Here is a 14,793-nt window from a genome sequence, read left to right on the forward strand (position 1 = left end):
TTACTCTGGAAACTAACAAAATCGCAAACCTGGCTTTTCTGGTTGCCCCTAAAGCCCGCTAAGTAAGTCAGGACGCTGGGGAGTGCCGGCACCCCAGCGTCCTTCAGACCTCTCCAGAGTGAAGCATTGAACATGCACATCAATCCGTACTTATTCATATTGCCGCGCACGCCCGGATTCATAGTCTGGAATTACAAAGACCACCTCCAGCACGAACTGGATCTTGATTACTCTTGTAGACTTGCAAAACTTATCAACAACCCAAACTTGTTCAATCAAGACAATATAATAGACACCCAACTATTAAACGCAGGAATAATAACTGCTTCAAAGATTGACAGCCCAGAATGGGGCTGGGATGAACTGTCGAAGATTTATCACATCGGCACACAAAACATTCCGTGCGAACAACCACCACAGAATATCCAAGAGTGGTCCAGACAATACCTGAGCCACTGCAATGAAGTGCTGGCCAAACCGGCGCCCGCGACAGAGCGCCCGGCACAGGACACGCAGCCGCGCATCGCGCTCCCGGCGTCCCGCGTGTTGACCGATGACAGCCTTGGCCACGCGCTGCGCGAGCGCAAAACCTGCCGTTCCTATACCGGTGAAGCGATCACATTGAATGATGTCGCCACCCTGCTCTATCTATCCTTCGGCTATTTACACGAGCGCGACAACGACCGCGACGACAGCATTGCCAACGGTCTCGACGCGCGTCGCAGCAGCCCCTCGGGTGGTGGACTGAATGCCTGCGAGGGCTTTGTTCTGGCACAGAACGTCAGCGGCCTGCAGCCCGGCGTCTATGCCTATCATCCGGCAGAACATGCCTTGAGCCTTATCAACCCACTGCCGGAGTCGGCACTGGGCCTGCTGCTCGGCGGCCAACACTTCATCAACAACTTGCCGCTGGGGCTGTTCATCACCGCGCGCTTCGACAAGCTCTGGTGGAAATACGAGCATTCCCGAGCCTATCGCATGGCATTCGTCGAAGCGGGCCATCTCTCACAATCCTTCCAGCTGGTGGCCACCGCACTGGGCTTCGGCACCTGGCTGACCGGAGCGTTCTCGGATGATCAGGTCGAAACCTTGCTGAGCATCACTGGCAGCGCGGAACAACCGCTGTTCTTCGTCGGTTGTGGCGCCAGCGACGGTCAGGCCATGTGCCAGGAAATGCAGGATCTGTTGCAGCAGGCCCAAACATGAGCTCACAGATTCAGCAGCAGACCGAAGCCCCCGAGTCGTGGGCACACAAGTTCATTCTCAGCGACTGGAACAATCGCGCTTCGGTACGTTCCAGCCAACACGATTACCAACTGCCGCCGGATCTGGCGCAGCAACTGCAAACCCGCCACTGGTTTCCACCCGCCTTTCTTCCGTACCTCGCACACCCGGTCATCCAGGCTGCGGGCAGCGCAGTCACCCACAGCCTGGCGGCCAGGCATCTGGTGCACTTTCTCGACTACACCACACTGCTCGAACACCGCATCGTCAACCGGGCCGTCGAAACCATCGTCCACGGCGAGTTGCCCGCCTACGTGCCCTCGCGCATGAAAAACGCCGCCCTGCAGCTCTACACCGACGAGGGCTATCACGCGCTGTTTTCCCATCAACTCGCCGAACAGATCGCCCGCCTGCATGGCATCACCGATCGCCCGGCGATGCCGTTGCGCATCACTCGCTTGAACGCAGTGATTGCACGCACCCCGGAAGGCAACCGCCCGCTGGCCTGGTTTCTGCTTGGATTCGTATCGGAAACCATCATTGCCCGGGAGTTGCTCGATGTCTGCCGCGACAGCCTGGTATCCAGTGTGAGCGACATGCTGCGCGATCACCTCGCTGACGAGGCCCGTCACAGCCGCTATTTCGCCGAGGTTTTTCATTACCTCTGGCTGACCCTGAACAGCCGCCAGCGCATGTTCAGCGCAAAAATACTGTTGGAGGTCATCAGGATTTTTTTCGAGGTCGATGAGCAATGGCTGCAACAAAGTCTGCGCAGTGAGGCTATCGCCGACAGCGCTATCAGGGAAATTCTCGATGGCTTGATCAACGCCAATGCCAGCCGTCAGCGCGCCAGAACGGGTGCAACCGCGACGCTGGATGCCCTGAAAAAGGCCGGATTTTTCGCACTCGCCCACAACCAGAAACTCTTTGCCAAGGCAGGACTGATCGATGGATGAAGGAAAATCTGTGGTAACCGCCCGCCAACGGCGCGGAGCAGTCAGCCTGCTGCTGGCGATGGTGCTGCTGGGGGTATTTCCACTGGATGTCCTGCTGCCCTCGTTTCCGGCGCTGGCCGAACACTTCGGCAGCACCCCGGCGGACATCGCGCTGTCGATCAGTCTGTTCGCCGTGGGCATTTCCTTCGCTCAATTGCTGATCGGGCCCCTGTCCGATGTCATCGGGCGCAAGGGTTTGCTGCTACTGGGCATGACGATTTCGATTCTCGGTGCCCTCGGGTGCGTGGCCACCAGCGATTACCGGCTGTTTCTGCTGTTCCGACTCATGCAGGCCTTGGGCTGCGGCTGTTTCGTGTTGTCCCAGGCCCTCGTGCAGGATCTGTTCGAAGGCGAACAGCGTGATCGACTGCGTATCCTGATGGTCACGGCTTCGGGGCTGTTCATCTCGGTATCACCGCTGGCCGGCACGTTCCTGCAAGCCTGGCTTGGCTGGCGTGGCAGCTTTTGGGTGTTTGTCGCGCTGGCCGCCGTGGTGATGATCAAGGCCTGGGCGTTTCTGGACAACAGCCGTCCGGCCCACAGCGGCGCACGCCTGGGTTTCACTCAGTCATATCGACGGGTACTGGGGAATTTCGAGTTTGTCGGTTACTGGCTGATATCGGCCTTCGCCTTTGCCTGCCACTTCTCGTTCATCGTCATTTCACCGCTGATCTTCATGGACCAACTGCAATTGGCGCCCTATGACTTTTCGCTGATCCTGCTGGTTTACGGGGCCGCGTATGTGGTTGGCGGCATCGTCGCCACGCTACTCAGCCGCAGGATAACGCCCGGCCAGCAAATCATCGTCGGCTTGAGCCTGATCCTCTTGGCGGGACTGGCGATGCTCTACCTGTCCTCGAATTTTGTCCTGGCGCCGGCGACCGTGCTGATTCCGATGCTGATCTGCACCGCCGGCACCACCATTACTCGCCCGGCAGCGACGTCGAGGGCCATGGGCCTGTTCCCCGAGGCGGCCGGCACTTCAGCCTCGGCCGGCAGTACCCTCATCTTTATTTGCGGCGGGCTGATCAGCGCCTTGATCAGCTTGAGCACAGCCAACCTGCAATCGACACTGGGCTACAGCTTTATGCTGCTCAGCGGCGTGGCATTGATGCTCAACTGGCGCATCAGCCAGCGCGCCAGAGTCTGCGAGGCCAGCGCCATTGGCGGCGATTAGCCTGCCGGTCGTCATGCCGCACACACCGTCGGCGCTGGAACAACACTTTGCGCCATTCCCTCCAGACGCCAGCGGTGTAGAATCGCCTGATTCATCGCCATTCATCCCCCGGCGGGTTTATGAGCTCAGGCTGAGACCAGCGGCGATCCCGCAACGTCATCGGCAGCTTCCGGACACACGGCCATTTCTGAGTGTTCCAGACGTTAATAGAAGCTCACTCCCATTTAGTACCTGATTAGCCGCCCGGAGTGCTCCATGCCAGATTACCGCTCGAAAACATCCACCCACGGCCGCAACATGGCCGGCGCCCGCGCACTGTGGCGCGCCACCGGGATGAAAGATGACGACTTCAAAAAGCCGATCATCGCCATTGCCAACTCGTTTACCCAGTTCGTACCGGGCCACGTGCACCTGAAAGATCTGGGCCAACTGGTCGCCCGCGAAATCGAACGCGCCGGCGGTGTAGCGAAAGAATTCAACACCATCGCCGTGGATGACGGCATCGCCATGGGTCACGACGGCATGCTCTATTCGCTGCCGAGCCGCGAGATCATCGCCGACTCCGTCGAGTACATGGTCAACGCCCACTGCGCCGACGCCATCGTCTGCATTTCCAACTGCGACAAGATCACCCCGGGCATGTTGATGGCTGCGTTGCGCCTGAACATTCCGGTGATTTTCGTTTCCGGCGGCCCGATGGAAGCCGGCAAGACCAAACTCGCTTCCCACGGCCTCGACCTTGTCGACGCCATGGTGATCGCCGCCGACGAAAGCGCTTCTGACGAGAAAGTCGCCGAGTACGAGCGCAGCGCTTGCCCGACATGCGGTTCGTGCTCCGGCATGTTCACCGCCAACTCGATGAACTGCCTGACCGAAGCACTGGGTCTGGCATTGCCAGGCAATGGTTCGACCCTCGCTACCCACAGCGACCGCGAACAGCTGTTCCTGCAGGCTGGCCGCACCATTGTCGAGCTGTGCAAGCGTTACTACGGCGAGAACGACGAGTCGGTATTGCCGCGCAACATCGCCAACTTCAAGGCGTTCGAGAACGCGATGATGCTCGACATCGCCATGGGCGGTTCGACCAACACCATCCTGCACTTGCTCGCTGCCGCCCAAGAGGCCGAGATCGATTTCGACCTGCGCGACATCGACCGTCTTTCGCGCACCGTTCCACAGCTGTGCAAAGTCGCGCCGAACATCCAGAAGTACCACATGGAAGACGTACACCGCGCCGGCGGCATTTTCAGCATCCTCGGTTCGCTGGCCCGTGGCGGTTTGCTGCACACTGACCTGCCGACCGTACACAGCCGCAGCATGGAAGAAGCCATCGCCAAGTGGGACATCACCCAGACCACCGATGAAGCGGTGCATCACTTCTTCAAGGCTGGCCCGGCCGGTATCCCGACGCAAACAGCGTTCAGCCAGTCGACCCGTTGGGAAACCCTGGATGACGACCGTGAAAACGGCTGCATCCGCAGCTTCGAGCATGCCTATTCGCAAGAAGGTGGTTTGGCTGTGCTGTACGGCAACATCGCGCTCGACGGCTGCGTGGTGAAAACCGCTGGCGTCGACGAGTCGATCCACGTCTTCGAAGGCAACGCGAAGATCTTCGAAAGCCAGGACAGCGCCGTACGCGGCATCCTCGCTGACGAAGTGAAGGCTGGCGACATCGTCATCATTCGCTACGAAGGCCCGAAAGGCGGCCCGGGCATGCAGGAAATGCTCTACCCGACGTCGTACCTGAAATCCAAAGGCCTGGGCAAAGCCTGTGCGCTGCTCACCGACGGTCGTTTCTCCGGCGGTACTTCCGGTCTGTCCATCGGTCACGCTTCGCCTGAGGCTGCTGCCGGCGGCGCGATCGGTCTGGTGCAGGATGGCGACAAAGTGCTGATCGACATTCCGAACCGTTCGATCAACCTGTTGGTCAGCGACGAAGAACTGGCGGCACGCCGCGCCGAGCAGGACAAGAAAGGCTGGAAACCGGTCGAAATTCGTCCACGCAAAGTGACCACTGCCCTCAAGGCCTACGCCCTGCTGGCGACCAGCGCCGACAAAGGTGCGGTGCGTAACAAAGCGATGCTGGACGGGCTGTAAGCATCAAATCGCAGCAATAAAAATGCCCCGCCAAGTGCGGGGCATTTTTTTTTGAAGAATGAAAACCCGATCACTGTAGGAGCTGCCGAAGGCTGCGATCTTTTGATCTTGCCCTTAAAAAAAGATCAAAAGATCGCAGCCTTCGGCAGCTCCTACAGGGGATTATTGGATTTCTTCAGGTTTGACGATCACCCAATTCTTGTCCGCCGTCACCGGCAACCCTTCCTTCGCCTGCGCCGCCGCGTGCTTGGCCATCATGCCGTTCAACTGCGTCATGTACTTGTCCTTGCGGTTGATCCACAAGTGAATCCCGCCCTTGGCCACGTCGACATCGTGGAACAGCATGTAACCGTCGCTGGTCGGCGTATCGCCACCGACCAATATCGGTTTTTTCCACTCATCAATGTAAGTAAGAATCGCCGCGTGCTTGCCGGCCATCCACGTCGCCGGGGTCCACAGGTACGGCGTCAACTCCAGGCCCAGGTTGGCCTTCTCGTCATATTTGCCGGCAGTGATCTGCTTGCGCGCGGTGGTCAGTTCGTTGGTTTCACGGTTTTTCAGTAGCGTGGTCACGCCAATGACGTTCTGCGGTTTGACGTTGTAGCCGTACTTCGGATCAGCCGCGACCATGCGCACCAGTTCTTCAGAGGCGGCGGTCATCACGTAAACCTCGATGCCGTTCTTCATCAGCTTGTTGTACAGCTCAACCTGACCGGTGAAGATTTTCGGCGGCTGCACATCAAGGGTTTTGACCACATCACCTTCGTAATAAGTCGCCGGCACCGGTTTGCCCGAAGCCATCAGCTCATCGACGTAGCCTTTGAGTTCCTTGAGGGTGAAACCGGAGAACACCTGCGCCACCCACGGGTAGCAGACCATGTCGTCGACTTCGCAGAGGCGATAGTAGTAACTGAACAGGCTTTCCTTGTGGTCGGCGGTGTCCTTGAACGGCATCAGTTTCAAGGAGGGGTCGAGTTTGTCGCGGGTGATCAGGCCCTTGTTTTCCATGAACGGCAATAAGGACTCTTCGAGGTCGTAGCGGTAACTGGTGTTGTCCATGTCGAACACCGCGTAGTTACCCTTGTTGGCGTTGGCCGCGATCATCGCGTCCAGCGCTTTGGCCTGATCGGCGGGCCAGTGTTTCAGGTCGGTGGCGAAAGCCTGAGAAGCCAGGCCCATGCCCACAGCCAGTGCGACAGCCAGAAATTTCGGTGCGAACTTCATCGACGCTTTCTCCCTGATGTAAAAGCATCGACGCTAACAAATGTGTATGACAGTCCTCGTCTGTCAGCGACCGCCCACGCCGCCATTTGCGCCAGATGCATTGCCGAGAGCGACACGCGCTTATTCCAAAAACGACGGACACCCTAAGATTTCGGTATTAAATCATTGCAAATCAAGCTGTTAGGCTTACCGGTTCGCAGCAGCCCCGGAAGGCTGTTGGCAAAGTCTTTCTGGAGTTCTCATGAACCTACCGTTGATTCTCAACCTGCTGGTGTTCCTCGCCCTGCTGTTCGGTCTGGCGCAAACCCGCCACACCACGTGGAGCCTGGCGAAAAAAGTCCTGCTCGCACTCGCGCTGGGCGTGGCCTTCGGCGTGGCGTTGCACACCGTTTACGGTGCCGGCAACCCGGTGCTGAAAACCTCGATCGGCTGGTTCGATCTGGTCGGCAACGGCTACGTGCAGTTGCTGCAAATGATCGTTATCCCGCTGGTGTTCGCCTCGATCCTCAGCGCCGTGGCGCGCCTGCACAACGCTTCGTCGTTGGGCAAGATCAGCTTCCTGACCATCGGCACCCTGCTGTTCACCACGGCGATTGCCGCGCTGATTGGTATCGGCCTGACCAACCTGTTCGGCCTTACTGCGGAAGGTCTGGTCGCCGGCACCCAGGAAATGGCTCGTCTGCAAACCATTCAGACTGACTACGCCGGTAAGGTTGCCGACCTGAATGTGCCACAACTGCTGCTGTCGTTCATCCCGCAAAACCCGTTCGCCGACCTGGCCCGGGCCAAGCCGACCTCGATCATCAGCGTGGTGATTTTCGCGGCATTCCTCGGGGTTGCCGCGCTGCAGCTGCTCAAGGATGACGTCGAGAAAGGTCAGAAAGTGATCAACGCCATCGACACCCTGCAAGCCTGGGTGATGCGTCTGGTGCGTCTGGTGATGAAGCTGACCCCGTACGGTGTGCTGGCGCTGATGACCAAAGTGGTCGCTGGGTCCAACCTGCAGGACATCATCAAGCTCGGCAGTTTCGTCGTGGTGTCGTACCTCGGTCTCGGCCTGATGTTCGTCGTGCACGGCTTGTTGGTGTCGGCGGCCGGGATCAACCCGCTGCGTTTCTTCCGCAAGATCTGGCCGGTGCTGACGTTCGCATTTACCAGCCGTTCCAGCGCGGCGAGCATTCCGCTGAGTATTGAGGCGCAGACCCGTCGTTTGGGGATTCCGCAATCGGTGGCCAGTTTTGCGGCATCGTTCGGTGCGACCATCGGCCAGAACGGTTGCGCCGGTCTGTACCCGGCGATGTTGGCGGTGATGGTTGCGCCGACCGTGGGCATCAACCCGCTGGATCCGCTGTGGATCGCGACGCTGGTGGCGATTGTGACGCTGAGCTCGGCCGGTGTGGCCGGTGTCGGTGGCGGCGCGACGTTCGCGGCGCTGATCGTGCTGCCGGCGATGGGCTTGCCGGTATCACTGGTGGCGTTGCTGATTTCGGTTGAGCCGCTGATTGATATGGGGCGCACGGCGTTGAACGTGAGCGGTTCGATCACCGCTGGTGCGATTACCAGTCAGGTGATGCAACAGACTGATAAAGAGTTGCTGGATGCCGATGAGCATGCGGAGCTAGCTCAGGCTTAACTGCAACACATACTTGTGGCGAGGGGATTTATCCCCGTTGGGTTGCGTAGCGACCCCATTATTTTGGGGCTGCTGCGCAACCCAACGGGGATAAATCCCCTCGCCACAATTTAGGCTTTCTCCCAAACCTCAAAGCTGTACGCGGGTTTATCGCCCTCAGCTGGATTCGGCACGTTCGACACCAGTTTCCAGTCGTTCAAATCAAACTCCGGAAACCACGCATCCCCTTCCGGGCTCAAAGCCACGCGCGTCAGATACAGACGATCCGCCTGCGCCAGCCCTTGCGCGTACAACTGCGCGCCACCAATCAGCATCAACTCATCAACGCCCTGCTCTTTCGCCCATTCCTCGGCGCGAACCACTGCGGCTTCCAGCGACGGATACACCTCGGCACCTTCCAACACCAGATCGGCCTGACGGCTGACTACGATGTTCAAGCGCCCCGGCAGCGGTCGGCCGAGCGAATCCCAAGTCTTGCGACCCATGATGATCGGCTTGCCCAAGGTCGTGGCCTTGAAGTATTTGAAGTCCCCCGGCAGGTGCCAGGGCATGCTGTTGTCGACGCCGATCACGCGGTTTTCACCGAGGGCTGCGATCAGGCTGAGGGGAAGTGATTTAGTCATGCCGGCGAGGATACCAGAGCCGCGCTTACCCCGATAAGCGCCACAGCGGTTATGCTCAGCGCTCAATTGAGCGACGGAATGGCGCGTGACTGAACTGACTCCACTGCAAAACCTCTGGCTGACCGAGACCGTGCGCCTGCGCGAAGAACACGCCGGCACCCTCGAAGATCTGGAAGCCAATCGTCTGGCGCGCACCGCTGGCGGCGATCTGCCGAGCCGCATTCAACGCCGGGCGTTATGGCTGGCCGAACGTGACGGGCTGACGGCTGCCCTCAAACACTGGCTGCAAGGCGCGCGTCTGGCGCTGGTGTTGCTGATGATCTTCGCGGTATTGAGCGGCGCCGGTCTGGCCTTCGCCGCACTCGGCCAGACGCCGGTCAATGTGTTCTGGGCCTTGGGCAGCCTGCTCGGGCTGAACCTGATTCTGCTACTGAGCTGGTTGCTGGGCTTGATCTTTGCCGGCGAACACGGCGCCACGCTCGGACGATTGTGGCTGTGGCTCAGCGAAAATATGGCCCGTGACGCCAAAGCCGCGCAACTGGCGCCGGCACTGTTACTAATGCTGCAACGCAAGAAACTCAATCGCTGGGCACTCGGCACATTGGTCAATGGCCTGTGGTTGCTGGCGATGCTCAGCGCATTGATTCTGCTGCTGACACTGATGGCGACCCGACGCTACGGCTTCGTCTGGGAAACCACGATTCTCAGCGCCGACACCTTTATCCATGTCACCCACGCACTCGGTTATCTGCCATCGCTGCTCGGTTTCAATGTGCCGACGGTGGAGATGATCCGCGCCAGCGGCGACGGCGCGCTCGACATCGAAAGCGCTCGTCAGGCCTGGGCGACCTGGCTGGTTGGCGTGTTGGTCGTGTATGGCGTGCTGCCGCGTCTGCTGCTGACGCTGTTGTGTTTCTGGCGCTGGAACAGCGGCAAAGCCGCGCTGCGTCTGGAATTGAACCTGCCCGGCTACGCGCAATTGCGTGAACGCCTGATGCCGACTAGCGAACGCCTCGGCGTCAACGATCCGGAGCCTGCGCAACTGCATCGTGTCGAAAGCGGTGTTGGCGAACTGGTTAGCGAAGGCGCATTGCTGGTCGCTATCGAACTCGACGAACAGCGCCCATGGCCCCCCGCGCTGCCGAAAAATGTCAGCAATGCTGGCATCCTCGACAGTCGCGAATCGCGCCATAAACTTCTCGAACAACTCAGTCGCTTCCCTCCGGCACGTCTGGCGATTGCCTGCGACCCACGACGCTCGCCGGATCGCGGCAGCCTCGCCTTGATCGCCGAATTGGCGCGCAGCGCTAGCGAAACCCGTGTCTGGCTGCTGCAAGCACCGCCCGGTGAAGCACTGGATGCCGAGCGCCTCGGCGACTGGCACGTTGCGCTGCAACAGCTTGATCTGCAGTTCGCCGATTGCGCGCCGTTGAACTGGCTGGAGACGGGTCATGACTGATGCCTGGAAAGCGCCGCTGAAACTCGCGGTGGTCGGCCACACCAACGTCGGTAAAACCTCGCTGCTGCGCACGTTGACCCGCGATGTCGGCTTCGGCGAAGTGTCTCATCGCCCGAGCACCACGCGGCATGTCGAAGGCGCGCGGTTGTCGGTGGACGGCGAACCGTTGCTCGACCTCTACGACACGCCGGGGCTGGAGGACGCCATCGCCCTGCTGGATTTTCTCGAGCGCCTGGAACGCCCCGGCGAACGCCTCGATGGCCCGGCGCGACTGGCGCGGTTTCTCGACGGCAGCGAGGCACGTCAGCGTTTCGAGCAGGAGGCGAAAGTGCTGCGACAACTGCTCGCCTCCGACGCTGGTTTGTATGTGATCGACGCCCGCGAGCCGGTGTTGGCCAAATATCGTGATGAGTTGGAAGTGCTCGCCAGTTGTGGCAAACCGCTGCTGCCGGTGCTGAATTTTGTCAGCAGCGCCAACCATCGCGAGCCGGATTGGCGCGAGGCATTGGCGCGGCTCGGGCTGCATGCGCTGGTGCGTTTCGACAGTGTGGCGCCGCCTGAAGATGGCGAGCGGCGGCTGTATGAAAGCCTCGCGCTGCTGCTGGAAAATGCCCGTCCGCAACTGGAGCGCTTGATTGCCGATCAACAGGCCCAGCGCCTCGCGCGTCAGCAAAGTGCGGCGCGTTTGATTGCTGAATTGTTGATCGACTGTGCGGCTTGTCGGCGCAGTGTGGTCAGTGAAGCTGCGCAGGAACAGCAAGCCATCAGCGAACTGCGCAAGGCTGTGCGCCAGCGCGAGCAGAAGTGTGTTGAAGCGCTGCTCAAGCTGTATGCGTTTCGTCCGCAGGATGCGGCGGCGAGTGATTTGCCGTTGCTGGACGGGCGTTGGGGCGACGATCTGTTCAACCCGGAGACCTTGAAGCAACTCGGTGTGCGCGTGGGCGGTGGTATTGCTGCTGGTGCGGCGGCGGGGGCTGGTGTTGATCTGCTGGTTGGCGGGATCACGCTCGGCGCGGCGGCGTTGGCGGGAGCGATTGCCGGCGGTGCGCTGCAGACGGCGCGCAGTTATGGCAGTCGCTTGCTCGGCAAGATCAAAGGGCAGCGTGAGTTGACGGTGGATGACGGGGTGTTGCGGCTGTTGGCGCTGCGCCAGCGGCAGTTGGTGTTGGCGCTGGATCAGCGCGGGCATGCGGCGATGGACGCGGTTCAGGTGGCGACGCCGCAGGATAAGACCTGGCGTGAGGGCAAGTTGCCGGAGGCGCTGAACAAAGCGCGGGCGCATCCGCAGTGGTCGTCGTTGAATCCGCAGGCGAAGTTGAATCAGGCGGAAAGGCAGGAGCAGGTTGAGTCGTTAGCCAAAGGGCTCTAGTGCCTGACCTGGCCCCATCGCTGGCAAGCCAGCTCCCACAGGGATCTCGGCTGATCACAAAAAATTGTATTCACCGAAAAACCTGTGGGAGCTGGCTTGCCAGCGATGGCAGCAACCCGGTTCCAAGACCTAAGCAGCCAACAATCGCGCCGCTTTCTCCTTCAATAAGGCCAGATCAATCACCGGCACCGCCCTCTCCTTGGCCAGCTCATCCCACTGCCTCATCCGCAGGCTGACGGCACACAACGGATCCCGCTCAAACTCATCCGCCTCCGCCTCGGTCATCACCCCACCCTGATACTCCAGCGTCCGCCGGCTCGCCTCACTCAACCGCTCGAAATACCCCGGCTCACGCAACGTCAGATACCGCTTGGCCTGTACGTGATATTCCACCAGCCGCGCCATACGCTCGCTGAAACCGGCCTCACGCAAATAATCCGCGCCGAGCCTTTCATGGCTGACCACGCCATAGCCGCCCATGTTCTCTGCGCCTTCGCCACACAAATGGCCGATGTCATGGAAGAACGCCGCCAGCACCACTTCATCATCAAAGCCCTCGGCGATCGCCAGTTCGGCGGCCTGGGACATGTGTTCGATCTGCGACACCGGTTCGCCGATGTAATCGCTGGTGCCAAAACGCTCATACAGCGCGAATACCCTGGCGACGGTTTGCTCGTGACCTGTCATCAAATCTCCTCCAGCAACTGCGCAATGTTGCGCTCGGCCAGCGCCGGGCCGACGCTCATGCCGACGCCGGTGTGCATCAGCGCCACACTCAACCCCGCTGCCGGGCGCAGCAACGAAAACGGCCCGGGCCCCCGAGCACCATAGACGCCCTGCCAGCGCTCGACCACTTGCACTTTGCAGCCCAGGGTCTGCTCGGCCAACTCGATCATCCAGTTGTCCACTTGCTCAGCGTTGAACGGTGAAGGGTCGCTGCCGTAATGGTGCGAGTCGCCGATGATCAGTTCGCCGTACGGCGTCGGGCTGATCAGCAGGTGGATGCCGTTGTCGTGCAGATGCGGTTGTTCACGCAGGATCTGCGCCTGCACCGCCGCCGCTTCCGGCAGATCGGCGAAGGCGCCGTAGTGCACGCAACTGAGGCCGGTGAGCAAGGCGTGTTGCAGATTCAGATCGATCTGCGGTTTGGCGCGGAGCATTTGCAGGCGGCAGATTTGCGGGTCGAGGGCGGCGATTGGTTCGGCCAGCAACGTCTGATAATCATGACCGGAGCAGATGATGATCTGCTTGGCGGTAAAACTGCCGGCGGTGCTGTGCAGGTGACCGGGTTCGACATCGCGCACCAGTGTGGAGAAGTGAAACTCGACGCCGAGGTCGCGGCGCAGGTAATCGATCAGCGCCGGGATCGCTTCGCGCGAGTACAGCTGTTGATCGTCGATGCCATGAAGCGCGGCGCGGTGATGACTGAACTGGCCGTTGTAGAGATCGCGCAGGGCGGCGCCGCGCAGCAGTTGAATGTTGTAACCGTGCTCCACGGCGCGACCGTTGCAGAAGGCTTCGAGCAGATGTTCTTCGGCTTCAGTGCGGGCGAACAAATACGAACCGTTGCGCTTGATTTGCAGGCCGGCGAGTTGCGCCCAATCGCCCCAGATGTCGCGGCTGGCTTTGGCTAGATCAAGCATTTGGCCCGGTGGCTGGCCGGTGACCAGGGCCTGGCCGAAATTGCGCACCGAGGCGCCGAGGGGTGTGGCGGTGCGTTCGAAAACGGCGACCTTGAGGCCGCGTTTGGCGGCGGCGTAGGCGTGGGACAGGCCAAGGATACCGGCGCCTACGATGAGCAGGTCTTTGTGTTGTGTCATTTAGAGGTGCTCTGAATGAGAGGCCGTCATCGCTGGCAAGCCAGCTCCCACAGGTATCGAGGTGTTCACAAAATTCGTGTTCACCGCAAAACCCTGTGGGAGCTGGCTTGCCAGCGATGAGGCCCGGTCAGACTACGAAGATTTACTTGGCAGCCACTTTCTCGGACTTGCCGTCATAACGCTTGCGCCACTCGGTAAGGATCTCGTCGCGATTCTTCGAGGCCCAGGCAAAGTCGTTCTTGATCAGACGTTGCTCATAATCCGCCGGCAATTCGGTCTGCGGCTTGGCAATCCCCGGCTGCGCAAGAACCGCAAAGTTCTCTTTGTACAAATCCATCGCCTGAGCACTCGCCGAGAAGTCAGCGAGTTTCTTCGCCGCGTCTTCATGCGGCGTACCTTTGATCACGGCAGTCGCTTCGATCTCCCAGCCCAGACCTTCTTTCGGCAGGATGATGTCCAGCGGCGCGCCCTGACGCTTCAGCTGTACCGCCGGGTATTCAAAGGAAATCCCGATCGGGAACTCGCCCGCCGCCGCTAACTTGCAAGGCTTGGAACCGGAGTGAACGTACTGGCCGATGTTCTGGTGCAGACCGTCCATGTACGCCCAACCCTGCTTCTCGCCAAAGGTTTGCAGCCACGCGCTGACGTCGAGGAAACCAGTGCCGGACGACGCCGGGTTCGGCATAACAATCTTGCCCTTGTACTCAGGCTTGGTCAGGTCCTGCCAGCTCACTGGCTTGGTCAAACCCTGTTTCTCGGCTTCGACGGTGTTGAAGCAAATCGTTGCGGCCCAGACGTCCATGCCGACCCACGCTGGCGGGTTGGCGGCGTCGCGGTAGTTCGCGCCGATCTTGCCGAGATCCTTCGGCGCGTAGCTTTGCAGCATGCCTTGCTGATCGAGGATCGCCAGGCTGGAAGCCGCCAGACCCCACACCGCGTCAGCCTGCGGACGGGCCTTTTCGGCGAGCAGTTTGGCGGTGATGATCCCGGTGGAATCACGCACCCATTTGATCTCGACGTCCGGGTTGGCGTTTTCGAACGCTTCTTTGTAGGACTTCAGTTGCTCGGCTTCGAGGGCGGTGTACACCGTCAACTCGGTTTTTGCCGCGAAGGCATTCAGGCTGAAAGTAGCGAGCACAGCAGCGGCCAGGGCCATAGGCTTGAACATGATC

12 protein-coding genes are annotated in these 14,793 nt (G+C 60.2%); 7 read left to right on the forward strand and 5 right to left on the reverse strand.

Annotation, left to right across the window (positions count from 1 at the left end; genetic code table 11):
* The first annotated feature begins 132 nt into the window (after positions 1–132).
* From PMI37_RS29590 to ilvD, 4 genes are all read left to right on the forward strand, one after another.
* Positions 133–1,206 (forward strand): SagB family peptide dehydrogenase, encoded by a 1,074-nt coding sequence (locus PMI37_RS29590; protein WP_008088418.1) that lies wholly within the window; start codon positions 133–135, stop codon positions 1,204–1,206.
* Entirely contained in the window at positions 1,203–2,180 is a 978-nt protein-coding gene (locus tag PMI37_RS29595) for a diiron oxygenase (protein ID WP_008088420.1), read from the forward strand. Before PMI37_RS29590 ends, PMI37_RS29595 begins: the two co-directional genes overlap by 4 nt.
* Positions 2,173–3,396 (forward strand): MFS transporter, encoded by a 1,224-nt coding sequence (locus PMI37_RS29600; protein WP_008088422.1) that lies wholly within the window; start codon positions 2,173–2,175, stop codon positions 3,394–3,396. Before PMI37_RS29595 ends, PMI37_RS29600 begins: the two co-directional genes overlap by 8 nt.
* 255 nt (positions 3,397–3,651) lie before the next feature.
* Entirely contained in the window at positions 3,652–5,493 is a 1,842-nt protein-coding gene (gene ilvD, locus PMI37_RS29605) for a dihydroxy-acid dehydratase (RefSeq protein ID WP_008088424.1), read from the forward strand.
* A 162-nt stretch (positions 5,494–5,655) separates the two neighbouring features.
* On the opposite strand, the gene PMI37_RS29610 is transcribed toward ilvD, so the two are convergent.
* On the reverse strand, positions 5,656–6,717 hold the full coding sequence (locus tag PMI37_RS29610) for a hypothetical protein (RefSeq protein ID WP_008088426.1): 1,062 nt from the start codon (positions 6,715–6,717) through the stop codon (positions 5,656–5,658).
* A 241-nt stretch (positions 6,718–6,958) separates the two neighbouring features.
* Here PMI37_RS29610 and PMI37_RS29615 point away from each other — a divergent pair, with 241 nt between their 5' ends.
* Positions 6,959–8,350 (forward strand): L-cystine transporter, encoded by a 1,392-nt coding sequence (locus PMI37_RS29615; RefSeq protein ID WP_008088428.1) that lies wholly within the window; start codon positions 6,959–6,961, stop codon positions 8,348–8,350.
* 110 nt (positions 8,351–8,460) lie between these two features.
* On the opposite strand, the gene PMI37_RS29620 is transcribed toward PMI37_RS29615, so the two are convergent.
* Positions 8,461–8,973, reverse strand: coding sequence for a dihydrofolate reductase (locus PMI37_RS29620; RefSeq protein ID WP_008088429.1), 513 nt, complete (start codon positions 8,971–8,973; stop codon positions 8,461–8,463).
* A gap of 85 nt (positions 8,974–9,058) precedes the next feature.
* On the opposite strand from PMI37_RS29620, the gene PMI37_RS29625 reads away from it, so the two are divergent.
* Positions 9,059–10,432: a DUF2868 domain-containing protein gene (locus tag PMI37_RS29625; protein ID WP_008088430.1), complete on the forward strand. Its 1,374-nt coding sequence runs from the start codon at positions 9,059–9,061 to the stop codon at positions 10,430–10,432.
* Positions 10,425–11,801, forward strand: a complete 1,377-nt coding sequence (locus PMI37_RS29630; protein WP_008088431.1) for a GTPase/DUF3482 domain-containing protein — start codon at positions 10,425–10,427, stop codon at positions 11,799–11,801. The genes PMI37_RS29625 and PMI37_RS29630 overlap by 8 nt, the downstream gene beginning before the upstream one ends.
* Before the next feature lie 129 nt (positions 11,802–11,930).
* Here PMI37_RS29630 and PMI37_RS29635 read toward each other — a convergent pair whose 3' ends face one another.
* The 3 genes from PMI37_RS29635 to PMI37_RS29645 all read right to left on the reverse strand — a co-directional run bounded on the left by PMI37_RS29635 (position 11,931) and on the right by PMI37_RS29645 (position 14,789).
* Entirely contained in the window at positions 11,931–12,488 is a 558-nt protein-coding gene (locus PMI37_RS29635; RefSeq protein WP_008088432.1) for a phosphonate degradation HD-domain oxygenase, read from the reverse strand.
* Complete coding sequence (locus tag PMI37_RS29640) at positions 12,488–13,621, reverse strand: TIGR03364 family FAD-dependent oxidoreductase (RefSeq protein WP_008088433.1); 1,134 nt, start codon at positions 13,619–13,621, stop codon at positions 12,488–12,490. The genes PMI37_RS29635 and PMI37_RS29640 overlap by 1 nt, the downstream gene beginning before the upstream one ends.
* 142 nt (positions 13,622–13,763) lie before the next feature.
* On the reverse strand, positions 13,764–14,789 hold the full coding sequence (locus PMI37_RS29645) for a putative 2-aminoethylphosphonate ABC transporter substrate-binding protein (RefSeq protein ID WP_008088434.1): 1,026 nt from the start codon (positions 14,787–14,789) through the stop codon (positions 13,764–13,766).
* Between the last annotated feature and the right edge of the window lie 4 nt (positions 14,790–14,793).

Origin of the sequence: Pseudomonas sp. GM80 (genome assembly GCF_000282515.1) — a bacterium.
GTDB lineage: Bacteria > Pseudomonadota > Gammaproteobacteria > Pseudomonadales > Pseudomonadaceae > Aquipseudomonas.

What these genes read in the sequence shown, in the direction of transcription:
- PMI37_RS29590 (WP_008088418.1), top strand. Translation starts at nt 133, where the DNA reads ATGCACATCAATCCGTACTTATTCATATTGCCGCGCACGCCCGGATTC.
- PMI37_RS29595 (WP_008088420.1), top strand. Translation starts at nt 1,203, where the DNA reads ATGAGCTCACAGATTCAGCAGCAGACCGAAGCCCCCGAGTCGTGGGCA.
- PMI37_RS29600 (WP_008088422.1), top strand. Translation starts at nt 2,173, where the DNA reads ATGGATGAAGGAAAATCTGTGGTAACCGCCCGCCAACGGCGCGGAGCA.
- ilvD (WP_008088424.1), top strand. Translation starts at nt 3,652, where the DNA reads ATGCCAGATTACCGCTCGAAAACATCCACCCACGGCCGCAACATGGCC.
- PMI37_RS29610 (WP_008088426.1), bottom strand. Translation starts at nt 6,717, where the DNA reads ATGAAGTTCGCACCGAAATTTCTGGCTGTCGCACTGGCTGTGGGCATG.
- PMI37_RS29615 (WP_008088428.1), top strand. Translation starts at nt 6,959, where the DNA reads ATGAACCTACCGTTGATTCTCAACCTGCTGGTGTTCCTCGCCCTGCTG.
- PMI37_RS29620 (WP_008088429.1), bottom strand. Translation starts at nt 8,973, where the DNA reads ATGACTAAATCACTTCCCCTCAGCCTGATCGCAGCCCTCGGTGAAAAC.
- PMI37_RS29630 (WP_008088431.1), top strand. Translation starts at nt 10,425, where the DNA reads ATGACTGATGCCTGGAAAGCGCCGCTGAAACTCGCGGTGGTCGGCCAC.
- PMI37_RS29635 (WP_008088432.1), bottom strand. Translation starts at nt 12,488, where the DNA reads ATGACAGGTCACGAGCAAACCGTCGCCAGGGTATTCGCGCTGTATGAG.
- PMI37_RS29640 (WP_008088433.1), bottom strand. Translation starts at nt 13,621, where the DNA reads ATGACACAACACAAAGACCTGCTCATCGTAGGCGCCGGTATCCTTGGC.
- PMI37_RS29645 (WP_008088434.1), bottom strand. Translation starts at nt 14,789, where the DNA reads ATGTTCAAGCCTATGGCCCTGGCCGCTGCTGTGCTCGCTACTTTCAGC.